26 protein-coding genes and 1 pseudogene are annotated in these 23,305 nt (G+C 71.1%); 2 read left to right on the forward strand and 25 right to left on the reverse strand.

Annotated elements, in window-relative coordinates; translation table 11 throughout:
- Positions 1-27: 27 nt before the first annotated feature.
- The 7 genes from rlmN to rpsB form a co-directional block, all read right to left on the reverse strand.
- Positions 28-1,134 (reverse strand): 23S rRNA (adenine(2503)-C(2))-methyltransferase RlmN, encoded by a 1,107-nt coding sequence (rlmN, locus tag ABZ490_RS18695; RefSeq protein ID WP_055633752.1) that lies wholly within the window; start codon positions 1,132-1,134, stop codon positions 28-30.
- A gap of 55 nt (positions 1,135-1,189) precedes the next feature.
- Positions 1,190-1,639, reverse strand: coding sequence for an SRPBCC family protein (locus tag ABZ490_RS18700; RefSeq protein WP_358991016.1), 450 nt, complete (start codon positions 1,637-1,639; stop codon positions 1,190-1,192).
- 150 nt (positions 1,640-1,789) lie between these two features.
- A complete protein-coding gene (locus ABZ490_RS18705; RefSeq protein WP_358991019.1) occupies positions 1,790-2,998 on the reverse strand; it encodes a phosphatidate cytidylyltransferase in 1,209 nt (402 codons plus the stop codon).
- Positions 2,998-3,555, reverse strand: a complete 558-nt coding sequence (frr, locus tag ABZ490_RS18710) for a ribosome recycling factor (protein ID WP_055633754.1) — start codon at positions 3,553-3,555, stop codon at positions 2,998-3,000. Before frr ends, ABZ490_RS18705 begins: the two co-directional genes overlap by 1 nt.
- Positions 3,556-3,731: 176 nt before the next feature.
- On the reverse strand, positions 3,732-4,490 hold the full coding sequence (gene pyrH / locus ABZ490_RS18715; RefSeq protein WP_358991023.1) for a UMP kinase: 759 nt from the start codon (positions 4,488-4,490) through the stop codon (positions 3,732-3,734).
- Between the two features lie 193 nt (positions 4,491-4,683).
- Positions 4,684-5,520 (reverse strand): translation elongation factor Ts, encoded by an 837-nt coding sequence (gene tsf / locus ABZ490_RS18720; protein ID WP_358991026.1) that lies wholly within the window; start codon positions 5,518-5,520, stop codon positions 4,684-4,686.
- Between the two features lie 158 nt (positions 5,521-5,678).
- The gene (rpsB, locus tag ABZ490_RS18725; protein ID WP_358991029.1) at positions 5,679-6,611 is read right to left on the reverse strand and encodes a 30S ribosomal protein S2; all 933 of its coding nucleotides are present in this window, start codon (positions 6,609-6,611) and stop codon (positions 5,679-5,681) included.
- Positions 6,612-6,892: 281 nt separating this feature from the next.
- Here rpsB and ABZ490_RS18730 point away from each other — a divergent pair.
- Positions 6,893-7,429, forward strand: a pseudogene (locus tag ABZ490_RS18730) (M23 family metallopeptidase); the annotation flags it as partial.
- A 5-nt stretch (positions 7,430-7,434) separates the two neighbouring features.
- Here ABZ490_RS18730 and ABZ490_RS18735 read toward each other — a convergent pair.
- From ABZ490_RS18735 to proS, 18 genes are all read right to left on the reverse strand, one after another.
- On the reverse strand, positions 7,435-7,992 hold the full coding sequence (locus ABZ490_RS18735) for a helix-turn-helix domain-containing protein (protein ID WP_358991413.1): 558 nt from the start codon (positions 7,990-7,992) through the stop codon (positions 7,435-7,437).
- Positions 7,993-8,086: 94 nt separating this feature from the next.
- A complete protein-coding gene (whiG, locus tag ABZ490_RS18740; protein WP_358991032.1) occupies positions 8,087-8,929 on the reverse strand; it encodes an RNA polymerase sigma factor WhiG in 843 nt (280 codons plus the stop codon).
- A gap of 283 nt (positions 8,930-9,212) precedes the next feature.
- Positions 9,213-10,373, reverse strand: coding sequence for a DNA-processing protein DprA (gene dprA, locus ABZ490_RS18745; RefSeq protein ID WP_358991035.1), 1,161 nt, complete (start codon positions 10,371-10,373; stop codon positions 9,213-9,215).
- Positions 10,370-11,995: a YifB family Mg chelatase-like AAA ATPase gene (locus ABZ490_RS18750; RefSeq protein ID WP_358991038.1), complete on the reverse strand. Its 1,626-nt coding sequence runs from the start codon at positions 11,993-11,995 to the stop codon at positions 10,370-10,372. The genes dprA and ABZ490_RS18750 overlap by 4 nt, the downstream gene beginning before the upstream one ends.
- Before the next feature lies 1 nt (position 11,996).
- Positions 11,997-12,389, reverse strand: coding sequence for a YraN family protein (locus ABZ490_RS18755; protein ID WP_358991041.1), 393 nt, complete (start codon positions 12,387-12,389; stop codon positions 11,997-11,999).
- A 78-nt stretch (positions 12,390-12,467) separates the two neighbouring features.
- Complete coding sequence (locus ABZ490_RS18760; protein WP_005311352.1) at positions 12,468-12,776, reverse strand: DUF2469 domain-containing protein; 309 nt, start codon at positions 12,774-12,776, stop codon at positions 12,468-12,470.
- A 56-nt stretch (positions 12,777-12,832) separates the two neighbouring features.
- Positions 12,833-13,357 (reverse strand): NUDIX hydrolase, encoded by a 525-nt coding sequence (locus ABZ490_RS18765; protein WP_358991044.1) that lies wholly within the window; start codon positions 13,355-13,357, stop codon positions 12,833-12,835.
- Entirely contained in the window at positions 13,347-14,129 is a 783-nt protein-coding gene (lepB, locus tag ABZ490_RS18770; protein WP_358991047.1) for a signal peptidase I, read from the reverse strand. Before lepB (ABZ490_RS18770) ends, ABZ490_RS18765 begins: the two co-directional genes overlap by 11 nt.
- A 99-nt stretch (positions 14,130-14,228) precedes the next feature.
- Entirely contained in the window at positions 14,229-15,206 is a 978-nt protein-coding gene (gene lepB, locus ABZ490_RS18775; RefSeq protein ID WP_358991050.1) for a signal peptidase I, read from the reverse strand.
- A complete protein-coding gene (gene lepB / locus ABZ490_RS18780; RefSeq protein ID WP_358991053.1) occupies positions 15,094-16,191 on the reverse strand; it encodes a signal peptidase I in 1,098 nt (365 codons plus the stop codon). Before lepB (ABZ490_RS18780) ends, lepB (ABZ490_RS18775) begins: the two co-directional genes overlap by 113 nt.
- Positions 16,184-16,912, reverse strand: coding sequence for a signal peptidase I (gene lepB, locus ABZ490_RS18785; RefSeq protein WP_358991055.1), 729 nt, complete (start codon positions 16,910-16,912; stop codon positions 16,184-16,186). The genes lepB (ABZ490_RS18780) and lepB (ABZ490_RS18785) overlap by 8 nt, the downstream gene beginning before the upstream one ends.
- A 79-nt stretch (positions 16,913-16,991) precedes the next feature.
- Positions 16,992-17,342 carry a 50S ribosomal protein L19 gene (gene rplS / locus ABZ490_RS18790; RefSeq protein WP_358991058.1) on the reverse strand — a complete coding sequence of 117 codons (351 nt, stop codon included), beginning with the start codon at positions 17,340-17,342 and terminating at the stop codon, positions 16,992-16,994.
- Between the two features lie 133 nt (positions 17,343-17,475).
- Positions 17,476-18,309: a tRNA (guanosine(37)-N1)-methyltransferase TrmD gene (trmD, locus tag ABZ490_RS18795; protein WP_358991060.1), complete on the reverse strand. Its 834-nt coding sequence runs from the start codon at positions 18,307-18,309 to the stop codon at positions 17,476-17,478.
- Complete coding sequence (gene rimM, locus ABZ490_RS18800; protein ID WP_358991062.1) at positions 18,309-18,905, reverse strand: ribosome maturation factor RimM; 597 nt, start codon at positions 18,903-18,905, stop codon at positions 18,309-18,311. The genes trmD and rimM overlap by 1 nt, the downstream gene beginning before the upstream one ends.
- Before the next feature lie 82 nt (positions 18,906-18,987).
- The gene (locus ABZ490_RS18805) at positions 18,988-19,227 is read right to left on the reverse strand and encodes an RNA-binding protein (RefSeq protein ID WP_221353916.1); all 240 of its coding nucleotides are present in this window, start codon (positions 19,225-19,227) and stop codon (positions 18,988-18,990) included.
- A 2-nt stretch (positions 19,228-19,229) separates the two neighbouring features.
- Positions 19,230-19,649, reverse strand: a complete 420-nt coding sequence (gene rpsP / locus ABZ490_RS18810) for a 30S ribosomal protein S16 (RefSeq protein ID WP_340375998.1) — start codon at positions 19,647-19,649, stop codon at positions 19,230-19,232.
- 290 nt (positions 19,650-19,939) lie between these two features.
- Complete coding sequence (locus tag ABZ490_RS18815; RefSeq protein WP_358991066.1) at positions 19,940-20,539, reverse strand: hypothetical protein; 600 nt, start codon at positions 20,537-20,539, stop codon at positions 19,940-19,942.
- Positions 20,540-20,799: 260 nt separating this feature from the next.
- A complete protein-coding gene (gene proS / locus ABZ490_RS18820) occupies positions 20,800-22,215 on the reverse strand; it encodes a proline--tRNA ligase (RefSeq protein WP_358991068.1) in 1,416 nt (471 codons plus the stop codon).
- Between the two features lie 199 nt (positions 22,216-22,414).
- On the opposite strand from proS, the gene ABZ490_RS18825 reads away from it, so the two are divergent.
- Complete coding sequence (locus tag ABZ490_RS18825) at positions 22,415-23,290, forward strand: SAM-dependent methyltransferase (RefSeq protein WP_358991071.1); 876 nt, start codon at positions 22,415-22,417, stop codon at positions 23,288-23,290.
- Positions 23,291-23,305: the final 15 nt, after the last annotated feature.

Genomic DNA, 23,305 nt, shown 5'->3' on the forward strand with positions numbered 1-23,305 from the left:
GATATGGCGTGATGCCGTGGCCAGATTTTACCGCTCGGTGGCCGCCAGCTGACCACAGGCTCCGTCGATCTCCTGGCCACGGGTGTCCCGGACGGTGACGGGCACCCCGTGCGCCGCGATGGCCTCGACGAACGCCTTCTCGTCCTCGGGCCGCGAGGCCGTCCACTTCGAGCCCGGGGTCGGGTTCAGCGGGATGAGGTTGACGTGCACGGGCTTGCCGCGGAGCAGTCGCCCGAGCCGGTCACCGCGCCACGCCTGATCGTTGATGTCACGGATCAGGGCGTACTCGATGGACAGCCGCCGCCCGGACTTCTCCACGTAGTCGAATCCGGCGTCGAGCACCTCACGCACCTTCCAGCGCGTGTTCACGGGGACGAGGGTGTCGCGCAGCTCGTCGTCCGGCGCGTGCAGGGAGATCGCGAGCCGGCACTTGAAGCCCTCGTCGGCGAACCGGTGGATGGCGGGCACGAGCCCGACCGTCGAGACGGTGATCCCGCGCTGCGACAGCCCGAGGCCGTCCGGAGCGGGATCGGTGAGCGCCCGGATCGCGGTGACGACCCGCTTGTAGTTGGCGAGCGGCTCGCCCATCCCCATGAAGACGATGTTGGACAGCCGCGCCGGCCCGCCCGGGACGTCCCCGTCCCTGAGCGCCCGCATCCCGTCCACGATCTGGTGCACGATCTCGGCACTGGACAGGTTCCGGTCGAGCCCGGCCTGCCCGGTCGCACAGAACGGGCAGTTCATCCCGCAGCCCGCCTGCGAGCTGATGCACATCGTCACCCGGTCCGGGTACCGCATCAGCACCGACTCGACGAGCGTGCCGTCGAACAGCCGCCACAGCGTCTTGCGGGTGGTTCCCTCGTCGGTCGACAGATGCCGTACGACGGTCATCAGCTCGGGCAGCAGCGCCTCCCGCAGCTTCTCCCGCGCACCGGCGGGGATGTCGGTCCACTCCACCGGGTCGTGCGCGTACCGCGCGAAGTAGTGCTGCGAGAGCTGCTTGGCACGGAACGGCTTCTCACCGATCTCCGCGACGGCGTCCTTCCGCTCCGCAGGCGAAAGATCGGCAAGATGCCGCGGCGGCTTCTTGGCTCCGCGCGGCGCGACAAAAGTAAGTTCTCCGGGCTTAGGCATGGCCCAACCAGTGTCGCAGATCGAATCCGGTGCCCCGGTCGCGCGGCGGGAAGGCCTACGGCGTCGGCTGTTCCAGGTGGCTCTTCAGGAGCCGTTCGTTGATCGGTAGTTCCTTGCGGACCTGGGGGCGGACGACCAGGGGGAGGAGGACCTTGCCCACGCCCTTGCCCTCGAAGTCGAGTTCCATCGTCACGCGGGAGCGACGGCCGTCGTCGAGCGGGGTGATCTCGCCGTGGACGTGGCCGCGGACGGGGCCGTCGACGCCTTGCAGGCCCCAGGCGTGCGGCGGGTCGTACTCGGTGTACTCCATGGTCATCGGGATCTCCCGGCGGCCCACGTGCCGGGTGATGCGCAGCCGGGAGCCGACCTGGATCGGGCCGGGGTCCAGCTGTTCGGCCGACACCGCGCTCGCCTGCCACTCGGGCAGATGCGACGGGTCGATGAGGTACGCCCACACGTCGTCGGGGCTGCGGTCCACGTCGATCGATTCACGGAAGCCGGACATGACACCTGCCCCCTCTCGGGGTTATTGCCCATGAAAAGGGTCTTCAGAGGAAATCGTCCCACTATGTGGGCGGTCCGGTAAAGGCCGCGGGCCCCCGTCCTGAGGGATCAGGACGGGGGCCGGCGGGCAAGGTGGACGGGCCGGCGCCGGTCAGCCCGATCCGACGAACAGCACGAGCAGCAGCCAGACGACCGGAGCCGTCGGCAGCAGCGAGTCCAGACGGTCCATGATGCCGCCGTGCCCCGGCAGCAGCGTGCCCATGTCCTTGATGCCCAGGTCCCGCTTGATCATGGACTCGCCGAGGTCGCCGAGCGTGGCGCTGGCCGCGACCGCGAGGCCCAGCAGCAGCCCCTGCCACCACTGGCCGTCGTCGATCAGGAACTGCATGCACAGCGCGCCCACGACCATCGCGAACGACACCGCGCCCAGCAGGCCCTCACGGGTCTTGCCGGGGCTGATGCGCGGGGCGAGCTTGTGCTTGCCGAACCGCCAGCCGACGGCGTACGCACCGGTGTCGCTGACGACCGTGAGGAGGAAGAACGCCAGGACGCGCTGCGCGCCGTCGTCCGCGGTGAGCATCAGGGCGACGAACGTGGCCAGGAAGGGGACGTAGAAGGCGGCGAAGACCCCCGCCGTGACATCCCTGAGGTAGCCCTCGGGCGGTTCCGTCATCCGCCAGACCAGGACCGCCAGCGCGGTCAGGGCCATGGCGACCCAGGCGCCCTCGGGTCCCCGCACATACCCGGCGACGACCATCGCGGCGCCGCCGATCGCGAGCGGCACCAGCGGTGCCTTGATCTGCTTGCGCTCCTGCAGCCTGCTGGTCAGCTCCCACAGCCCGACGACGACGGCGACCGCTATCACGCCGACGAACACGGCCTTGACGATGAACAGCGACGCGACGATCACCACACCGAGCCCGACCGCGACTCCTATGGCCGCGCCCAGGTCTCGGCCCGCACTCTTCTTCTGCGGTGCGGGCGCGGGCTGTGGGGCTGCGGGCATGGGCTCCGGATTCTGCGGCACCGCCGCATGGGGCGGTGCCGACGGGGTCTCGTGGCGGAACGTCTCCGCACCGAAGGACGCCTGGTCGGGCGCCATCGGGCGGTACGCCTCGTCGCGGAACGAGGGGCCGCCCCGCCGGGCGGCCCCCGGGTCGTCATCCTGGTGTCCGCCGTGCGCGGGTACGTCGGGGACGATGGGCATGGGGCGAGTCTGCTGCGCCTCAGGCGCATCGTACGTGGGACCCGCCGGGGCGGCCCCCTGGACAGGCCCCTGGTAGGCCCCCTGGTCGGTGGGCCCCCAGTACCCGGCCTGTGTCCCGGCTGGCGGCGGAGAGCCCCAGGAAGAGTCGTTCATCAGACCTCGAGCAGCTCCGCTTCCTTGTGCTTGAGGAGCTCGTCCACCTGAGCGACGTACTTCGCGGTGGTGTCGTCGAGCTCCTTCTCCGCACGGCGGCCCTCGTCCTCGCCGACCTCGCCGTCCTTGACGAGCTTGTCGATCGCGTCCTTGGCCTTGCGGCGCACGGAACGGATGGACACCCGGGAGTCCTCGGCCTTGCCCTTGGCGACCTTGATGTAGTCGCGGCGGCGCTCCTCGGTGAGCTCGGGGAACACCACCCGGATGATGTTGCCGTCGTTGCTGGGGTTGACCCCCAGGTCCGAGTCGCGGATGGCCTGCTCGATGTTGCGCAGCGCCGTCTTGTCGAACGGGGTCACGACCGCCATGCGCGGCTCCGGCACGGAGAACGAGGCCAGCTGGTTGATCGGCGTCAGCGCGCCGTAGTAGTCGGCCACGATCTTGTTGAACATCGCCGGGTGCGCACGGCCGGTGCGGATCGCGGCGAAGTCCTCCTTGGCGACCACGACGGCCTTCTCCATCTTCTCCTCGGCCTCGAGGAGGGTCTCTTCGATCACCACTTGCTCCTGCGTGTCTTGAGTAAGGCCCGGCTGCAGTTCACTGTCGGTGGCGGCGGCCGGCTGCGTCGCGTCTTCTTCCTGCACGGTTACCGTCCGGCAGGACATTGTCCATCCTCCGACCGGGGTCCGTCCCCCGGTCAGGTGTTGTCGTACGAACCCGGGGATCTTCCCGGTCAGCCCCGGCTGCTCTGCTCACCCACCAGCGTGCCGATCTTCTCACCCTTGACGGCGCGGGCGATATTGCCCTCCGCCAGAAGCTCGAAGACGAGGATGGGGAGCTTGTTGTCGCGGCACAGCGTGATGGCGGTGGCGTCGGCGACCTTGAGGTCACGCGTGATGACCTCGCCGTAGCCGAGGGCGTCGAACTTGACGGCCGCGGGGTTGGTCTTGGGGTCGGAGTCGTAGACGCCGTCCACCCCGTTCTTGCCCATGAGCAGCGCCTGGGCGTCGATCTCCAGGGCGCGCTGGGCGGCGGTGGTGTCGGTGGAGAAGTACGGCATGCCCATACCGGCGCCGAAGATGACCACGCGGCCCTTCTCCAGGTGGCGCACGGCCCGCAGCGGGATGTACGGCTCGGCGACCTGCCCCATGGTGATGGCGGTCTGCACGCGGCTGTCGATGCCCTCCTTCTCCAGGAAGTCCTGGAGGGCGAGGCAGTTCATGACCGTGCCGAGCATGCCCATGTAGTCCGAGCGGGCCCGGTCCATGCCGCGCTGCTGGAGCTCGGCGCCGCGGAAGAAGTTGCCGCCGCCGATGACGACGGCGATCTCGGCGCCGTCCCGCACCACGGCCGCGATCTCACGGGCGATCTTGTGCACCACGTCGGGGTCCACGCCCAGGCCCCCACCGCCGGAGAATGCCTCACCGGACAGCTTCAGCAGAAACCGGCCGTGTACTGTGCCGTCGTCGCTCTTCTGGGCCTTGGTGGTCATTGGGAGATCCCGCCTCTTTCACGTGGTGCACATACGAAGAAGGCCATTGCCGGTGGGGTGTCGTTCGCAACCCGTGCGCGGCAATGGCCTCCTCGTCAGATCTGCTGTCGTCCGTCACGCACGCGCGCGTGACGGCGTACCGGGACGACTGCCTACGACCCTATAGGGAGCGGGCGTCCGTCGCGGTACGGACTCAGATGCCGACCTTGATGCGCGAGAAGCGCTTCAGGGTGACACCGGCCTCGTCCAGGACCTTCTGGACGGACTTCTTGTTGTCGAGCGCGTACGGCTGACCGAGCAGCGTCGCGTCCTTGAAGAAGCCGTTGAGGCGACCCTCGACGATCTTGGCGATCGCGGCCTCGGGCTTGCCCTCGGCGCGGGTGGTCTCCTCGGCGATGCGGCGCTCGGACTCGACGACCTCGGCCGGCACGTCGTCCTTGGCCAGGTACTTCGGCGCGAAGGCGGCGATGTGCTGGGCGACACCGCGGGCGACCTCGGCGTTCGGCTTGTCCAGCTCGACGAGGACACCGATCTGCGGGGGCAGGTCGGGCATCGTGCGGTGCAGGTACGCGGTGACGAAGCCGTCGCCGAACTGCGCGAAGCGGTCCAGGACGATCTTCTCGCCGAGGTTGGCGTTGGCCTCGTCCACGAATGCCTGGACGGTCTTGCCGGCCTCGATCTCGGAGGCGAGGAGCGCGGCGAGGTCGGCCGGGGAGGTCGCGGCGACGTGCTCGGCGATGGCCTTGGCGACGCTCTGGAACTTCTCGCCCTTGGCGACGAAGTCCGTCTCGCACTTCAGCTCGACCAGGACGCCGGAGGCGTTGTCGTCGGCGATGATCGCGACGACGGCGCCGTTCTCGGCGGAACGGCCCTCGCGCTTGGCGACGCCCTTCTGGCCCTTGATACGGAGCGCCTCGACGGCCTTCTCGACGTTGCCCTCGGCCTCGTCCAGCGCCTTCTTGCAGTCCATCATGCCGGCGCCGGTGAGCTCACGGAGCTTCTTGACGTCGGCGGCGGTGTAGTTCGCCATGAGTCTGTGAATCTTTCTCGAAGTCTGGAAGATCGAAGATCTGCACGGTCTGGGAACACCAGTTGGCGGTAGCTCTCCGACGCTGTGCCGACCTACGGGTGAACGGCGGGGGCGGACTTGATGTCGCCGCCCCCGCCGTCAACCGTGACGCTGGACGGTCAGGCCTGCTCGGCGTCCGCGGCCGGGGCCTCGGCCGGAGCCTCGGCGGGGGCCTCAGCGGCCTCGGCGGCGGGGGCCTCGGCAGCGGGAGCCTCGACGGGGGCCTCGGCGGGGGCCTCAGCGGCCGGAGCCTCGGCGGCGGGGGCCTCGTCGGCCTTCTTCTCGCCCTCGAGCAGGTCGCGCTCCCACTCGGCGAGCGGCTCGCCCGCGGCCTTCTCACCCTTGTCGCCGGTGGCGACGCCGGAGCGGGCGATGAGGCCCTCGGCGACGGCGTCGGCGATCACGCGGGTGAGCAGGGTGACGGAGCGGATCGCGTCGTCGTTGCCCGGGATCTTGTAGTCGACCTCGTCGGGGTCGCAGTTCGTGTCGAGGATGGCGACGACCGGGATGTTCAGCTTCCGGGCCTCGCCGACCGCGATGTGCTCCTTCTTGGTGTCCACGATCCAGACGGCGCTGGGAACCTTGGACATCTCGCGGATACCACCGAGGGTCTTCTCCAGCTTGGTCTTCTCGCGCGAGAGCACGAGAAGCTCCTTCTTGGTCAGACCGGACGCGGCGACGTCCTCGAAGTCGATCTGCTCGAGCTCCTTGAGGCGCTGCAGACGCTTGTAGACGGTCGAGAAGTTGGTGAGCATGCCGCCCAGCCAGCGCTGGTTGACGTAGGGCATGCCGACGCGGGTGGCCTGCTCGGCGATGGCCTCCTGCGCCTGCTTCTTCGTGCCGACGAACATGACCGTGCCGCCGTGGGCGACGGTCTGCTTGACGAACTCGAAGGCGCGGTCGATGTACGACAGCGACTGGAGCAGGTCGATGATGTAGATGCCGTTGCGCTCGGTGAAGATGAAGCGCTTCATCTTCGGGTTCCAGCGACGGGTCTGGTGACCGAAGTGGACGCCGCTCTCCAGCAGCTCCCGCATCGTGACGACGGCCATGGCCGCTCTCCTTGGGTTTCTCGGTTGTGCCGCAGGGGCCGGACGGCTCCCGCGCCTGACGCCCGCGGTGCGCCGAGCCACAAAGGACCGAGGGGCGCGGATACCGGAGGACCGACCTGGGCCGGACTCCCGATACCGGGGCGTGCGAAGTCGACCCGGTGACCCGGATCGCCAGAAGAAGTGTACGGGACCGGCGGAGCACCGGGTAACGCCGCTCTCCACAACCGGCGGGTTGTCCACAGGCCCGGACGTGATCGGCGCGGGCGCGGGACGGTTCTCCCATGAACGCGCCGCTCCGCACCTGTCTGCTGCTGCTCCTGCTGCTCGCCCTGACGACGGCACTGGCCTGGGCGGATCCTCCGCCCGCGCCTCCCGACCCGCCGCCGCGGGTCCCGCGGGTGGCCCGGACCTGGCCGGTGGGCACCCGCCCGCCGGTGCTCCGCGGCTGGGAGCCGCCGGCGACGCCCTACGCCCGCGGCCATCGTGGAGTCGACCTGGCGTCCGCATCCGGCGCACCGGTACGAGCGGTGGCGGCGGGCCGCGTGTCGTACGCGGGGCGGGTAGCGGGACGGGGCGTGGTGTCCGTGGAACTGACGGGCACGGACCTCAGAACGACGTACGAGCCGGTACGGCCCCTCGTCCGCAAGGGCGCCGAGGTGACCGCCGGCGAGGTGATCGCCGAACTGGAGCCCGCGGGCTCCCACTGCACGACGACCTGTCTGCACTGGGGCCTGCGGCGGGCCCGGGCCTACCTGAACCCTCTCGACCTGCTGCCGCCCCGGCTCCTGCGGAGAGGCCCGGCACGGCTGCTCCCGCTCGCGGCTCAGCCGCGGACGCCCCGCAGGACCATCCGCACGGTGGCCTCGGTGATCGCCTCGGGTGCCTCCGCCGCGCCCAGCTCGATCCTGCGCACCGCCGAGTCCACGACACCCTGCACCAGCATCGCCGCCAGCCGGGGCTCCGCGTGCCCCATCTCCGCCAGCGCCTCCACGATCATCGCCACCAGCCCGCCGTGCGCGGCCCGGATCTTCTCCCGGGCGCCGGCGTCCAGTTCGCTGGCCGAGATCGCCACCACGGCCCGGTGCCGCCGGTCCCCGACCAGCGCCAGCTGCCGCCGCACATACGCCTCGACCTGGGCCTGCGGCCCGTCGGCGGCGGCCATCGCCGCCTCGACCTCCGCCGCCCACACGGGGAAGTCGACCTCGCACAGCTCCTCGACCACGGCCGCCCGGGAGCGGAAGTACTCGTACACGGAGGAGCGGGCGAGTCCCGTCCGCTCGGCGAGGGCGGGGAAGGTCAGCGCCTCCGTACCGCCCTCGGACAGCAGGGAGCGTGCCGCGTCCAGCAGGGCGGCACGCTGCATCGACCGGTGCTCGGCCACGGAGGCCGCTCGAATCCTTGGCACGTCGACCACTTTACGGACGCTCCCCGCCGTACGGGAGTGACTGCGCCCGCTCCGCCGCCCGAAGAGCCGGTCAGCGACCGAAGCTCGCCAGTTTCGCGCGCAGCTGGAGCACCGACTTGGTGTGGATCTGGCTGACCCGGCTCTCGGTCACCCCGAGCACGTTCCCGATCTCCGCGAGGGTCAGGCCCTCGTAGTAGTAGAGCGTGACGACGGTCTTCTCCCGGTCGGGCAGGGTGTTGATCGCCCGGGCCAGGAACCGTCGCAGCTCGCGGTCCTCGGCCACCTCCACGGGGTTGTCCGCGGTGGTGTCCTCCAGGGTGTCCATGAAGCTCAGCCCGTCGCCGCCCTCGTCGCCGACGTGCAGCAGTTCCTCCAGGGCGACCACGTTGGCGAGCGAGAGCTGGCTGAAGACCGCGTGCAGCTCGTCGACGCCGATGCCCATCTCGGCGGCGACCTCGCACTCCGTCGGGGTCCGCCGCAGCCGCGCCTCCAGCGTCGCGTACGCCCGCTCGACGTTGCGCGCCTTCTGGCGCACCGACCTCGGAATCCAGTCGAGCGCCCGCAGCTCGTCGATCATGGCGCCCCGGATGCGGGTGATCGCGTACGTCTCGAACTTGATCTCCCGGTCGAGGTCGAACTTCTCGATCGCGTCGATCAGCCCGAAGATCCCCGAGGAGACGAAGTCGGCCTGCTCCACGTTGGGCGGCAGACCGACGCTCACCCGGCCGGCCACGTACTTCACCAGCGGCGAGTAGTGCAGGATCAGCTGCTCCCGCAGCCGCTCGTCCCCCGTCGCCTTGTACGACCGCCACAGCTCGTCGAGCGTCGAGGGAGCGGGGGGCCGCTCGCTGCCACCGTCGCGGGCGGCTGGGGGGACCGCCGCCCGGTCGGACCCGGAGGTGTGCTGGGGCATTCGTCGCCTTGTGCCGTTCTGCCGTGAAGTACGTGGAGTCGGGGGTACCTGGGTGTCCTGCTGGTCTGAAGTCGCTCTGCTGCCGTTCTGTACCGGAATCCTCGTGAGCGTAGCGTGACTGGAGTGTCGCGGTGCGCGAAGGACGTGTCCGCGCGGGTACGCAGATACGTTCCGCTGACCGTCCCACCGGGTCGCGGCGGTCGCGCCGGGTGCCCGCCGCGGGCGTCAACTACGGGAAATCCCAAGGTGTTCGGCGTTCCCCCGGACGGCCGAACACGCTCGGTCAGCACGGCCCGGGAGCCCCTCGAACGGAGACGATCGCCTGGCGTGTCAACTTCCAGCCGTCGCCGTGTCGTTCGACGTAACCGAGTGCTCTGAGTTCGTACAGCCTCGCGATCGCGTCGTCCGGGGTGGTCCCGGCGCCGCGGGCGATCTCCTCGGCGCGGGCGGGGCGGCGGCCGGGGAGCGCCGCGAGGACGCGGCGGGCGCCGGGTTCCAGGAGGTCGCGCGGGAGGACCGGGCCGCGCCGGGCCGGGGCGAGTTCGCCCATGTCGCCGACGAGTTCGACGACTTCCGCGGCGTCGGTGACGAGTTCGGCCCCGCCGCGCAGCAGTTCGTGCACCCCGGCGGAGAGTCCGCTGGTGGCCGGGCCGGGGACACCCATGGTGTGCCGGCCGAGCCGCTGGGCCGCCCGGGCGGTGACGAGGGAGCCGCTGCGGTGGGCGGCCTCGACGACCACGGTGCCGCGGGTGAGCGCGGCGATGACCCGGTTGCGCAGGACGAATCTGCTGGGCGTCGGATGGTCTCCCGGCGGGAGCTCCCCCACGACCAGTCCCTGCTCGGCGATCCGGTGGATCAGCTCGGTGTGGCCGCGCGGGTAGGGCCGGTCGACCCCGCAGGCCAGGACGGCCACGGTGGCGCCGCCGGCGCCGAGGGCGCCCCGGTGGGCGGCGCCGTCCACGCCGTAGGCGCCGCCGGAGACGACGACCCAGCCGCGCTCCGCGAGGCCGGCGGCGAGGGTGGTGGCCATGTGGGCGCCGTACTCGGTGCAGGCGCGGGCGCCGACGACGGCGACCGAGCGCAGGCCCCATATCCGCAGGCTGGGCCGGCCCCGCACCCACAGGCCGAGCGGACGGGCGTCCCCGAGGTCGTCCAGGGTGCCGGGCCACTCCGTGTCGCCGGGGCACAGGAACCGGACCCCGGCGGCCTCGGCCACCGCCAGATCCCGCTCCGGCTCCGCCGCCGCGGCCCGCGCCCCGAGCCCTTCCCACCGCCGCTCGCTGACCCCCGCGGGCGGCTCCCGGTCCTCCCGCAACCGCCGCACCACCTCCGCACACCCCCACTCCCGCACCCACCGCCCCCCGGTCTCGTCCCCGGGCTCGAACACCCGACAGAGAAAGACCCGGGCGAGCCGGCCGGAGTCCGGCTCGCCGGTGCGCTTCACGCCAGGGCCCCGAGAGCCATCGGCACACCCCGCGGGACCCCGGTCCGCAGTTGCAGGGCGAGGGCGACGTCGGTGGCGTCGGGCCGGTCGTGGCCGACGAGGTCCGCGACGGTCCAGGCGACCCGCAGGACACGATCGAGCCCGCGGGCGGTGAGCACACCCCGCTCCAGGTTCCGCTCGGCCTCGTCCATCGCGCCGGACCGCGCGTGCCAGCGGCTGCGCAGCTCGCGTCCGGGCACCTCGCTGTTGGTCCGCCAGGGGGTGTCGACGAGCCGGGCCGCCGCCCGCTCGCGCGCGGCCCGCACCCGGTCGGCGACCGTCGCCGTGGACTCGCCCCCGGGGCCGCGGTGGGCGAGCTCGTGCCGCCCGACGGGGTCCACCTCGACCCGCAGGTCGACCCGGTCGAGGAGTGGTCCGGAGAGCCGGCTCTGGTACCGGCGGATCGCCGAGGGCGGGCACTCGCACAGGGTGTCGCGCTGCGAGAAGCGGCCGCAGGGACAGGGGTTGGCGGCGAGCACCATCAGGAACCGCGCCGGGAAGCGCACCACCCCCGCACTGCGGGCGATCACGACATGGCCCGCCTCCAGGGGCTGGCGCAGGGCGTCGAGGGTCTGTGTGCTGAATTCGGGGGCCTCGTCCAGGAACAGCACCCCGCGATGGGCGAGTGAGACGGCGCCGGGACGGGCGATCCCCGGTCCGCCGCCGACCAGCGACTGCATCGTGGCCGAGTGGTGCGGGGCGCAGTACGGGGCCACGTCGATCAGCGGTTTGCCCGGGGGCAGGAGCCCGGCGATCGAGTGGACCGCCGTGACCTCGAGGGAATCCTCCCGGGTCAGCCCGGGCAGGACGGCCGGCAGCCGCTCCGCGAGCATGGTCTTGCCCGCACCCGGCGGCCCCTCCAGGAAGAGGTGGTGCCCGCCGGCCGCGGCGACCTCCACCGCGGTCCGTGCCGAGCGCTGGCCCACCACGTCGGCGAGATCGTGTCCCTGGTCGTGCTGGGCGGCGCCGAGGCTGTGCATGCCCGTGGCCGCGCCCGTGCCGGGCATGCGGAGACCGGCGAGGAGGGGGTCCGGGCGGCCCAGGTCGTCCGGTTCCTCCTCGGGGACGGGCTCGTCCGCGAGGACCGCGATCAGCTGGCGCAGGCTGCGCACCCCGAGCACGGAGACGCCCGGCACCAGCGAGGCCTCGGCGGCCGCGCACTCGGGGACGACGACCTGTTCGTACCCCGCCTCCGCCGCGGCCAGCACGGCGGGCAGGATGCCCCGGACCGGGCGGACCCGGCCGTCCAGCCCGAGCTCCCCGATCATCACGATGTCGGCGAGGACCCGGGGGTCGATCCGTTCCGACGCGCCCAGCACCGCGCAGGCGACGGCCAGGTCGAAGCCGCTGCCGGCCTTCGGCACCGACGCCGGGCTGAGTCCGACGGTGAGTTTCTTCTGCGGCCACTCGGCTCCCGAGTTCACCACCGCCGCCCGTACCCGGTCCCTGCTCTCCGTCAGGCTCTTGTCGGGCAGGCCCACCAGGGTGAACGCCGCCACCCCGGGTTCCAGGTCCGCCTGGACCTCGACGACGACGCCCTCGACGCCGACCAGTGCCACCGAACACGTCCGCGCGAAGCCCATCTCAGGCCACCCCCCGCACATGCTCGACGACGGGAGCTCCGCGCAGGGGCACGAGCACGCCCACCAGATCGATCCGGACGCCGCCCGGTGGGGCTCCTCCGTGGCCCTGGACCCATCGCTCGGCCAGCCCCCGCAGCCGCTCCGCCTTCTGCGGTGTCACCGCTGCCATGGGGTGCTGGAAAGCACCACCGCGGCGGGTCTTCACCTCGCAGACGACCAGGACGTCCCCGTCCCGGGCGACGATGTCGATCTCGCCCGTCCTGCCGCAGCGCCAGTTGCGCTCCACGATCGTCATTCCGGCCTCGGACAGCCGCCTCGCGGCCATGTCCTCGCCGTACCGTCCCATCGCACCTCGTGCGTTCATGCGGGCACCACCTCCGGCGCCCACACTCACGCACCCGCCCCACAGAAGTGGATCTTGGTGGATGAGTCGCCCCTTGTGGACAACCCGGTCACCCACAAGCGGGAAACATCAGCTGCCCGGCAACTCCAGGTCGCTCTTGTTCAGCTCCTCGATGTTCACGTCCTTGAACGTGAGCACCCGCACCTGCTTCACGAACCGCGCCGGCCGGTACATGTCCCACACCCAGGCGTCGGCCATCGAGACCTCGAAGAACACCTCGCCCTGGACCGAGTGCACCTGCATCTCGTAGTCGTTGGTCAGGTAGAAGCGCCGCTCGGTCTCGATCACGTATTTGAACAGACCGACGACATCGCGGTACTCCCGGTAGAGCTTCAGCTCCATCTCGGTCTCGTACTTCTCGAGGTCCTCGGCGCTCATGGCATGTTCCCCTTCAGCCGTGCGATCCCCCCATTGTGCGCCAGTCCCGCGGGCCTCTAGACGATTTCCGTGTCGAGGGTTACGGGTCTGGCCGGAGGGCCTTCGTCTAGCAGCCTGCCCAGCAGTTCGGCGAGTCTGGTCGGATACACCGTCTCATGCGCCCGGTCCAGTTCCTGACACGTCCACCAGCGCGCTCCGGCGACGCTGCGCCGCTCCAGCTCGGTCAGGGCCGTGGCCCGGGTCCTCGTCACCGTCGTACGGGCCAGGTAGTACCACTCGTCCTGGTCCCAGCGGCGGCCGGCGAACGGGAAGGAGCAGGTCCGGCGCCACAGCACCGGGCCGAGTTCGACCTCGGTGATGCCGGTCTCCTCCACGAGTTCCCGCAGCGCGGCCTGCTCACGGGTCTCGTCGCCCTCCACCCCGCCGCCGGGTGTGAACCACCAGTCGTCGGAGGGATCGTCCGGCTCGTGCCCGTGCAGGAGCAGGATGCGGTCCCGGGGATCGAGGAGCACGACCCGGGCGACCTTGCGCAGCCCGGTCCCGGAGGCGTCCTGCGGCCCCTCCGTCGTCTCAGCGGGCACCGGCCGGCTCCGGCTGGGGGCGCGGGCGGCGGGCCGAGGCCCGCTTGGCGATCGGGCCGTACGCCGCGCCGCCGAAGATCAGCACGGTCCCGCCGACGATCATCCAGAGGACCAACCGCAGCGGACCTGGCCGGGAGAGGGTGCCGAGCGCCTCGAAGCCCGTGGGGTTCTTGAGCATGCCCTTCCAGGGGAAGACGACGGCGTCCACCCGCGCCTGGACCGCGCTGCGTGCCACCGTGCCCTGGGCCGCGTCCGTGAGGTGGGCGGTGGAGTCCAGGGAGCCCCGCCGCTCGTCGCCGAGCAGGAAGAGCCGGCCCGCGGGGACCTTCACGGTCGGGAAGTCCTTGATCTCGGCCAGGCTGCCCTCGGGCAGATACGGTTCCTCGATCTGCTTGCCGTTGACGGTCAGCTTGCCGTCGGTGCAGCAGGCGACGGTGTCGCCGCCGACCGCGACCACGCGCTTGACCACGAGGGCGTTGCTGACCCACTCCTTGTCGCTGAACACGACGACGTCACCGCGGCGCACCTCGTCGCCGTCGACCTTCTGGGCCAGCACCCGCGAGCCGCCCTCGATCGTGGGGCTCATGGAGCTGGTGGGCACGGTGTAGGGCCGGTAGACGAGGGCCGCCCAGCCGAAACCGCCCAGGAACAGCGCGAGGCCCAGCGCGACGACCAGGCCGGACAGTCGCTGTCCGGTCCGGCTGCCCGCCGGGCCACTGCTGGTGCCACCGCCGCTGCGCGGGGCCGTACGTGTCGTGCTCTCGCCGCCCATGGGTCCGCACCCTACCCGGCGGTACCGAACCGGGTCAGCCCTTCCTCCCCAGCCATGGTCACAAGCTTGGGAAAGGGTTTACGGACCGGGCCGCGAAGATCAGCCGTTCTCGGACGTCGCGCGGCGGCGGCGCCAGAGGACGACCGGGACCGCGCCGACGAGCGCGAGGCCCTCGGGGGCGACCGTCAGAGCCGCGGAGGCCGCCGACCGGTCGTTCAGGCCGGACTGGTCGAAGGTGTCCGGCACCGGCAGCGTGCCCCAGCGGGTGATCGGCCAGGCCTTGACGATGGCGCGGCCGACGACCTGGTCGACGGGGACCATGCCGTGGTTCTTGTCCGACTGGTTGTAGCGGGAGTCCCGCGAGTTCTGCCGGTGGTCGCCCATGACCCAGACATAGCCCTTGGGGACCTTCACCGTGAACTGGCCGCCCTGGTCGTCCTGGCTGCACGGGGTGTTCCCCGGGTAGACGTACGGCTCGTCCAGGGCCTTGCCGTTGACCTTCAGCGGGCCCGTCCCCTTGCAGGAGACGGTGTCGCCGCCGACGCCGATGACCCGCTTGATCAGGTCCTTCTCCTCCGCGGACGGCATCAGGCCGATCCAGCTGAGGAAGGTCTGCACGGCGTTCGGCTCGGTCGTCGCCTCGCCCGCCAGCCAGTTGTCGGGGTCGTGGAAGACCACGACCTCGCCGCGCTCGGGCTCGGAGCCGAACCACGGGGTCAGCTTGTCGACGAGCACCCGGTCGCCGATCCGCAGGGTGTTCTCCATCGACGCGGACGGGATCGAGAACGCCTGTACGAGGAAGGTCTTGATGATCAGCGCGAGGACCAGCGCGATCAGGATCAGGATCGGCAGCTCCTTCCAGAAGGAGCGCGGCTTCTTCGCGTTCGGGGTCGGGTCGCCCGGACCGTCGCCGCCGCCCCTGGGGGGCTCGTCCGCCGGCGGGCCCTCGCCGCCCGCCGCCGGGTCATTCCCGGAGGTCACGGCGCCGTCCCCAGCCGGGTCGGCAGTGTCCACGGGACGTCCGCGGTGCTCCTCGCCTTCGTGCCCGGACCGTGCGCCAACCGCCACATCCCCCACGCCAACTCCTCACTCCGTGCCGCCGCCTGCCCCATGCTCGGCGCAGGCCCACCACTCCCATAACGAGCGGGAGTTCCGCAGGGGTCGGGAGCTGTTGGATCGTTCCGTTCGGATCGTCCTGGGCAACCCTATGCGACAGCCGGTCGACGGACGCCGCCGTCGCGGCCGAGGCGGTGACGGAAGAGAAAGTTTGCGGTTCCTTGAGACGGACCCAGTGTCCGAACGGCCAGGCGATCACCATGGCGCGGCCGACCACCTCGTCCTCGGCGACCGTGCCGCCGTAGTCCGTGTTCTGGTGGGAGCGGGAGTCGGCGGAGTTGGCCCGGTGGTCGCCCATCACCCAGAGCCGGCCCTGGGGAACGGTGATGTCGAAGGCGGCGTCGGAGGGGTTGTTCCCGGGGTAGAGGTAGCTTCCCTCTTGCAGGGGAACGCCGTTGACGGTGACTCGCCCTTCCGTGTCACAGCACTTGACGTGGTCGCCGCCCACGCCGACGACCCGCTTGATGAGGTCCTTCTCGTTGTCGGACGGCAGCAGGCCGATGAAGGTGAGCCCTTCCTTGACCTGCTTGACGACGACGGGGTCCTCTTTCTTCGTCGTGGTCGTCTCGTCGTTGAGCCAGCCGCCGGGATCCTTGAACACGACCACGTCCCCGCGCTGCGGCTTGGAGCCGAACCAGGGGGTGAACTTGTCCACCAGGACGCGGTCGCCGATGCGGATCGTCTGCTCCATGGACCCCGAGGGGATCACGAAGGCCTGCACCAGGAAGGTCTTCAGGACCAGCGCTATCAGGACGGCCACCCCGACCAGCAGCGGCACCTCGCGGACGGCGGACCGCCTGCGCTTGCGCTTGACCTTGCGCTGGAGTTTGCGCCGTTCCGCGCGGGTGCGGCCACCGGACGGGCTGGAGGCGCGCCGGGCGCCGGTGGGCAGGAGCTGGTCCACGGGCGAGGTGGGGATGCCGCGGGGTTTGCCTCGGTTACCCATGGACACCCGCCGCCGTCCGTGTGCCGCTCGCCCCCTGGGCGCTCGCGGCGGGCACGCGCGCGTAGGCGCTCGGGCGGGACAGCCGGGTGAGACGGGCGTACGGCCGGACGAGCCAGTCGGCGCGGCCGATCACCCGGTCCACGGGGATCATGCCGCCGCCCGGTGAGCCCAGGTGGTCGCGGGAGTCGCTGGAGGCGCTGCGGTGGTCGCCGAGGACGAACAGGGTGCCCTCGGGAACCTTGACGTCGAAGTCCACCGTGGACGGGCTGTCGCCTGGATACAGGAACGACGACTCGTCGACCGACCGGCCGTTCACCCGGATCCTCCCCTCCTTGTCGCAGCAGACCACGTGGTCACCGCCTACCCCCACGACGCGTTTGACGTAGTCGGAGTTCCCGAAGTACTCGGTGCCGTCGAACACGACGACATCGCCGCGCCGCGGCCCGGCACCGAAACGGTACGCCAACTTATTTACGAGAACGCGGTCGCCGATCCTCAATCCGTTTTCCATGGATCCGCTGGGAATCCGGAATGGTTGGACCACGAAAGCGTTGAGGAGCAGCAAAAACACCAGGCAGATCAGCAGGGTGAGGCTGATGCGGCCACCCGGCAGCCGCTCGGCGATCCAGGCCAACGAGAAACGCGACCGTCCCTCCACGGCCCCCCGAGGGGGGCGGGAGGAGCGGTCGCGCTCCGTCGTCGGCTGAGCTTCGGTGTCCATCGGGGCCAGATGCTATCCGGCCCCTCTGTGGATCACCCGGGTGCGCTCAGTGGATCGCCAGTGGATCCACTGTGCGGGCTCACTTGTCGCGCTTCTCCTTGATCTTCGCGGCCTTGCCGCGCAGCTCACGGAGGTAGTACAGCTTGGCGCGACGGACGTCACCGCGGGTGACGAGCTCGATCTTCTCGACGATCGGGGTGTGCACCGGGAAGGTGCGCTCGACGCCGACGGAGAACGAGACCTTGCGGACCGTGAAGGTCTCGCGGACACCGGCGCCCTGGCGGCGGATGACGACGCCCTTGAACTGCTGCACACGAGAGCGGTTGCCCTCGATGACGCGGACGTGGACGTTGACGGTGTCGCCCGGGCGGAAGGCCGGGACGTCGCTGCGCAGCGACGCGGCGTCGACGGTGTCGAGCAGGTGAGACATTTCGTCTGCTTTCTTCGCCGATGCCACAGGTCATCAGCGGGAGCTAGTTTCCAAGAGGTCTGCCGGCGGCGTCAGGGCGGGCGTCGTGTCCCCCTGCGGCAGGGGCGCACGCCGGACGGCGCACAACAGCGACCTATTCTTCCACGGCCTCGGGCCTGCGCCAAAATCGGCCGTACGGCTCGCCCTCCGGGTCGGGGGCCCAGCCCAGGATGGAGAGCATCTCGCGGTCCTTCTTGTCGAAGGCCGCGGGCGCGCAGCGCTCGACCAGGTCGGGCCGGTGGGCCGTCGTACGGCGCAGTGCCTCGTCTCGGCGCCAGCGGGCGATCTTCCCGTGGTGGCCGCTGAGCAGCACGTCCGGGATCTCCCGGTCGCGCCAGACGGGCGGCTTGGTGTAGACGGGACCCTCCAGGAGGCTCGCCATGGCGCCGGGGGCGAAGGAGTCGTCGCGGTGGGACTCGGCGTTGCCGAGCACCCCGGGCAGCAGCCGGGCCACGGCCTCGGTGATGACGAGGACGGCCGCCTCGCCGCCGGCGAGGACGTAGTCGCCGATGGAGACCTCGTACACGGGGACACGGGTGGCGTACTCGTCGACGACCCGCCGGTCGATGCCCTCGTAGCGGGCCGGGGTGAAGACCAGCCAGGGCCGCTCGGAGAGTTCGACGGCGAGTTCCTGGGTGAAGGGGCGGCCGCTGGGGGTGGGGACGACGATCGCGGGGAGCGTCGAGCCGGTCTCGTAGCCGTCGGCGAGGATCGTGTCCAGGGCCTCGCCCCAGGGCTCGGTCTTCATGACCATGCCGGGCCCGCCGCCGTACGGGGTGTCGTCGACGGTGTTGTGCCGGTCGCGGGTCCACTCCCGCAGGTCGTGCACGCGTACGTCGAGCTGTCCGCGCGCGCGTGCCTTGCCGACGAGGGAGACGTTCAGCGGGTCGAGGTACTCGGGGAAGATCGTGACGACGTCGAGGCGCATTACGACGCGTCCCCGGTGGCGGCGTCGTCCCCGGCAGGGGTGTCGTCCCCGGCAGGGGCGTCGTCCCGGCTGGAGGCGATCTCCGCGCGGTCGTCGATCAGACCGGGCGGCGGCGCGATGACGGCCCGCTGCTCCTCCAGGTCGATCTCGACGACGATCTCCGAGACGAACGGGATCATCGCCTCGGTGCCGTCGGGGCGTTCGACGATGAAGAGGTCCTGGGAGGGCAGGTGGGAGATCTCGGTGATGCGGCCGACCTCCGTGCCGTCCTCGGTGACCACGTCGAGGTCGATCAGCTGGTGGTCGTAGTACTCGTCCTCTTCCTCCGGCAGCTGCTCCGGGTCGATCTCGGCGATCAGGAGCGTGTTGCGCAGGGCCTCGGCACCGTTGCGGTCGCGGACGCCCTCGAAGCGCAGGAGGAGCCGGCCGCTGTGCACCCGTCCGGTCTCGATGGTGAGCGGTCCGGCGGAGGCCGGGTCGGTGGCCAGGACGGCGCCCGGGCCGAGTCTGAGTTCCGGCTCGTCGGTGCGGACCTCGACGGTGACCTCGCCCTTGATGCCGTGGGCGCGGCCTACGCGAGCGACTACCAGCTGCACTGTGCTTGTTCTCCCTGTAGTACGACTACGGGCCGGGGACGGCCCCATGGCCCTCCCCGGCCCGAGCCGGTGCTGCGATACGTCAGCGGACGTGATCCACGTCGACGAGGTCGACACGGACTCCGCGGCCGCCGATTGCGCCCACGACGGTACGCAGAGCGCGTGCGGTGCGGCCGTTGCGGCCGATCACCTTGCCGAGGTCGTCGGGGTGGACCCGGACCTCGAGAACGCGCCCGCGGCGCAGGTTGCGCGACGCGACCTGCACTTCGTCAGGGTTGTCGACGATGCCCTTCACGAGGTGCTCGAGAGCCTCCTCGAGCATGCTCAGGCCTCGGTCGACTCGGACTCAGCGGCGGCCTCGTCCTTCTTCTCGGCCTTCTTCTTCTGGGTGATCGCCTCACCCTTGCCCTCGTCGTCGCCACCCAGGGCCTCGAACGAGGGGCGCGCCTTCTTGGGCGCGGCCACGAGCAGCGGAGCCGGGGCGGGCTCGCCCTTGAACTTCTGCCAGTCGCCGGTCTTCTTCAGGATGGCGAGCACGGGCTCGGTCGGCTGCGCGCCGACACCCAGCCAGTACGCGACGCGGTCCGCGTCGACCTCGATGATCGACGGGTTGTACGTCGGCTGGTACTTGCCGATCTCCTCGATCGCACGGCCGTCACGGCGGGTGCGGGAGTCGGCGATGACGATGCGGTAGTGAGGCGAACGGATCTTGCCCAGACGCTTCAGCTTGATCTTGACTGCCACGGGAGTGGACTCTCCTGGTTTTGACGTGGTTGGGCACGGCGAGAGAGCCGCGTGGGGTTGCGGTACCCGAGTGCCCGATGGACGCGTCAGCCGGAGGAGAGAGGGGTCCTGTGCGGCTGTCGAGTACAGCTAGCCATTGTGCCACACCCCGCGGGTCGCCTCGTCCCGAGGGTGGGTGCGGGCATGCCTCGGCAGCGCCCGGCGCTCGGCGGGGAGCCCTTGGAACCACGGCTCCCCGCCCCACGCTGAACCGGCAGCCACGAGATGCCGGTGCATGACCGCCGTACGGCTTACGCGGCGCCCGCGATCTCGGGGATGCGGAACGGCTTGCCGCAGCCTCCGCACACGATCGGGGCCTGGGCCAGGACCGACGGGACCACCCGGACGTTGCGACCGCAGTCGCAGACGGCCTTGACCCGGACGCCGCCGCCGGAGGAGCCGTGCCGGGCGGCGGGGCCGCGGAAGCTGCGGGTGGTGCTGTCGGCGGAGGTGGCCGCCGTGTGGGCCTTGAGGGCCCGCTGGAGGCGCTCGATCGTCGGACGGTAGCGGCGCTTGGCCTCGGGGTTGAGCGTGACCAGCGAGAAACCGCTGCTCGGATGCGGTTCCTCGGGGTGGTCCAGGCCCAGCTCCTCGGCGATGGCGAGGAATCTGCGGTTGTGGTAGCGGCCGGCGCGGGAGGTGTCGCGAACGCCGCGGGCGGCGGCGATGCCATGGACTGCCTCATGGAGCAGTCGCTCGAAGGAGAGCTCGTGACCGCAGGCGGACGACGACTCCCCGATCAGGGACTCTGGCGCGGCAAGGTCCGGCAGCTCGGGGTGGTACCGCTGAATGTCGGCCCACGCCTGTGCCAGCTCTGCGGCGAGAACAGGTGGTGTCTGTGTCGTGCTCACGTAATGACAACGAGCGGGGGTGCCGCTGTGTTCCTATTCCGGGGCATCCCAAATAATTTGCACGTACCCGTCAGTTGCCGCTGATGCGTGGAGACGAGGGCGGGTGCGCTGATCTGCGGAGAAGCCTCACAGCTCCCCCCAAGCTGGTGCGTAGTTCGCCGTACGCCCCGGCGCGTAGCCGCTGTCCGCACGCCGGGGAACAGGTGTACGGCGGGGCGCAAGAGGCGTTTCGGTCGCTCTGCCCGCCGGAGCGCGCCGTCTCAGTAAGCGCGCGCGACGACCGCGACGTTACCCGGCGCGTCCTCGGTGTCCGGCACCGACCCGTCCTCGGCGACCAGACACCGTACGGTCACGGCGTGCTCGGCGAGGGCGGCCTCGCCCTGCGCGCCGAGGACCGCCCAGGGGACGCGCGCCCAGCGGCCGGCCGTGGCCGCCTCGACGGCCTCCCCCACCGTGGCCGCCTCCACCGTCCGCGCCTCGCGCCGCTGGAGGGACTGCGTCAGCAGCAGCGCCTGGTCCTCCTCCAGCACAGACGGCAGCAGCTGTACGAGGCTGTCGACGGCCACCGGCTCCTTGCCTCCCGGGATGCGGCGGGCCAGCATCGCCGTGCCGTTCTCCAGGTCGCGCGGCCCGATCTCGACGCGGACCGGCACACCTTTCAGCTCCCAGTCGACCGCGCGCCGCCCGAAGGGCACGTCGGTCCGGTCGTCGACGTGCACCCGGATGCCGGCCGCCCGCAGCCGGTCGCCCAGCTCGCGGACCTTGGCCAGAACCGCCTCGTCGCCCTTGATCGCGAGGACCACGGCCTGGATCTGCGCCAGCCGGGGCGGCACGCGCAGTCCGTCGTCGTCGCCGTGCATCATCACCAGGGCGCCGATCATGCGGGTCGTCGAGCCCCAGGACGTCTGCCAGACCAGTTCCTGCGTGCCGTCCTTCGACAGGTAGGTGGTGTCGAAGGCCTTGGCGAAGTTCTGGCCGAGTTCATGGCTGGTGGCCATCTGGAGCGCCTTGCCGTCGCCCATCATCCCTTCGAGGGTGAGGGTGTTGACGGCTCCGGCGAACCGTTCCCGGGTGGTCTTGCGGCCGGCCACCACGTCCATCGCGAGGACGTTCACCATGAAGTCCTCGTAGACCCGCCGGTGGATGTGCGCGGCGAAGTCGCGGGCGTCCTCGTAGGTCGCGTGCGCGGTGTGCCCCTCCTGCCAGAGGAACTCGGTCGTCCGCAGGAACAGCCGCGGGCGCAGCTCCCAGCGGACGACGTTCGCCCACTGGTTGATGAGCAGGGGCAGATCGCGGTAGCTCTGCACCCACTTCGAGAAGTACTCGTTGATGATCATCTCGGAGGTGGGGCGGACCACCGCCGGCTCCTCCAGCTCCTTGCCGCCGCCGTGCGTGACCACCGCCAGCTCCGGGGCGAACCCCTCGACGTGGTCGGCCTCGCGGGTGAGGTACGACTGCGGGATCAGCAGCGGGAAGTACGCGTTCTGGGTACCCGTCTCCTTGATGCGGGCGTCCATCTCGGCCTGCATCCGCTCCCACAGCCCGTACCCGTACGGTCGGATGACCATGGTGCCGCGCACCGGACCGTTGTCGGCCAGTTCGGCCTTGTTGATCAGATCCTGGTACCACCGGGGGAAGTCGTCCGCCCGCGGCGTGAGAACGGGTGCCTTGGCCATGACGCGATGCTACGGGCCCACGTTGCCGGAATGTGAATTCTCGCCACTCCTCCCGCGCGTCCACAAGCGGGGCCCCGAGACCCCTGGACGCGGCCGCAGAGGGGGAGTTACCTGGCATACGGGAGCGGTGCGAAGGCACTGCACGGGGGTCACCTGATCGGTACTGCGGCAAATTCTCGGCGGAATGGGGCGCTTGTTCATGACACCTGTGCTCGTGCGGCAGCACCTTCCCACCGCGGGGCCGGTGCCCCGCACGGACCCGGGTGCACGCGCGCGTGACTGGTCCGAGATCCAGGAACGGATGCTGGTCCCGCTCTACGAGGCCGTCTACGAGCGGCTGGAAGTGGGCCCCGGCACCCGGCTGCTCGGCCTCGGCTGCGGCTCCGGGCTCGCCCTGCTGATGGCAGCCTCCCGGGGCGCGTCCCTCACCGGGACGGAGCCCGGCTCCCCCGAGCGGCTGGCCCTCGCCCGCGAGCGGCTGCTGCCCCCGGCCGGGGAGGGGCACGCGCGCGGGGACGTCCGGCTGACCGGCCGGTCACCGGGGGAGGCGGCCGACGCGGAGACGCCCGCGTACACCCTGGTGACCGCCTTCGAGCCGATCGGCGCGCTCGCGGGCGACGCGGAGGCGCTGGCCGCGCTGCTCGCGGCGGCGGTCCCGCTCGCCGAGCGGGGCGCACCGGTGGTGCTCGTCGGCTGGGGCCCGCCGGAGCGCTGCGCGACCTGGGACGTGCTGCGCACGGTGGCCGGACCGGACGCCCTGACGCGCGGGGCCACCGGCGACGGCGGCACCGGCCGGCTGCGGCACACCCTGCGGGACGACCTGGAGGAGGCCGCGCAGCGGGCGGGGCTGGTGCTCGACGGCTCCGGCCGGGTGGCCTGTCCCTTCGGGTACGCCGGGGTGGACAGCGCCGTCAGGGGCCTGCTGTCGACGGGGCTGTTCGACACGGCGGTCGCGGCGACCGACCAGGACCAGGTCGGCAAGGAACTGGCCGAGGCGCTGCACCCCTACCGCCGGCGGGACGGCACGGTGTGGATGCCGAACGTGTTCCGGTACCTGATCGCCCGGACGCCCTGATCTGCGTGAATTCCC

This window comes from Streptomyces sp. NPDC005811, assembly GCF_040630405.1.
Taxonomy (GTDB): Bacteria; Actinomycetota; Actinomycetes; order Streptomycetales; family Streptomycetaceae; genus Streptomyces.

Coding starts and splice junctions, on each gene's coding strand:
- ABZ490_RS18750 (WP_358991038.1), bottom strand. CDS start 11,995: ATGGGCTTCGCGCGGACGTGTTCGGTGGCACTGGTCGGCGTCGAGGGC.
- ABZ490_RS18705 (WP_358991019.1), bottom strand. CDS start 2,998: ATGAACGACTCTTCCTGGGGCTCTCCGCCGCCAGCCGGGACACAGGCC.
- lepB (WP_358991053.1), bottom strand. CDS start 16,191: ATGGGTAACCGAGGCAAACCCCGCGGCATCCCCACCTCGCCCGTGGAC.
- rpsB (WP_358991029.1), bottom strand. CDS start 6,611: ATGGCCGTCGTCACGATGCGGGAGCTGCTGGAGAGCGGCGTCCACTTC.
- ABZ490_RS18825 (WP_358991071.1), top strand. CDS start 22,415: ATGACACCTGTGCTCGTGCGGCAGCACCTTCCCACCGCGGGGCCGGTG.
- ABZ490_RS18760 (WP_005311352.1), bottom strand. CDS start 12,776: ATGAGCGCCGAGGACCTCGAGAAGTACGAGACCGAGATGGAGCTGAAG.
- trmD (WP_358991060.1), bottom strand. CDS start 18,309: ATGCGCCTCGACGTCGTCACGATCTTCCCCGAGTACCTCGACCCGCTG.
- proS (WP_358991068.1), bottom strand. CDS start 22,215: ATGGCCAAGGCACCCGTTCTCACGCCGCGGGCGGACGACTTCCCCCGG.
- tsf (WP_358991026.1), bottom strand. CDS start 5,520: ATGGCGAACTACACCGCCGCCGACGTCAAGAAGCTCCGTGAGCTCACC.
- ABZ490_RS18805 (WP_221353916.1), bottom strand. CDS start 19,227: ATGCTCGAGGAGGCTCTCGAGCACCTCGTGAAGGGCATCGTCGACAAC.
- lepB (WP_358991047.1), bottom strand. CDS start 14,129: ATGGGCGGCGAGAGCACGACACGTACGGCCCCGCGCAGCGGCGGTGGC.
- whiG (WP_358991032.1), bottom strand. CDS start 8,929: ATGCCCCAGCACACCTCCGGGTCCGACCGGGCGGCGGTCCCCCCAGCC.
- rlmN (WP_055633752.1), bottom strand. CDS start 1,134: ATGCCTAAGCCCGGAGAACTTACTTTTGTCGCGCCGCGCGGAGCCAAG.
- rplS (WP_358991058.1), bottom strand. CDS start 17,342: ATGTCTCACCTGCTCGACACCGTCGACGCCGCGTCGCTGCGCAGCGAC.
- lepB (WP_358991055.1), bottom strand. CDS start 16,912: ATGGACACCGAAGCTCAGCCGACGACGGAGCGCGACCGCTCCTCCCGC.
- ABZ490_RS18700 (WP_358991016.1), bottom strand. CDS start 1,639: ATGTCCGGCTTCCGTGAATCGATCGACGTGGACCGCAGCCCCGACGAC.
- pyrH (WP_358991023.1), bottom strand. CDS start 4,490: ATGACCACCAAGGCCCAGAAGAGCGACGACGGCACAGTACACGGCCGG.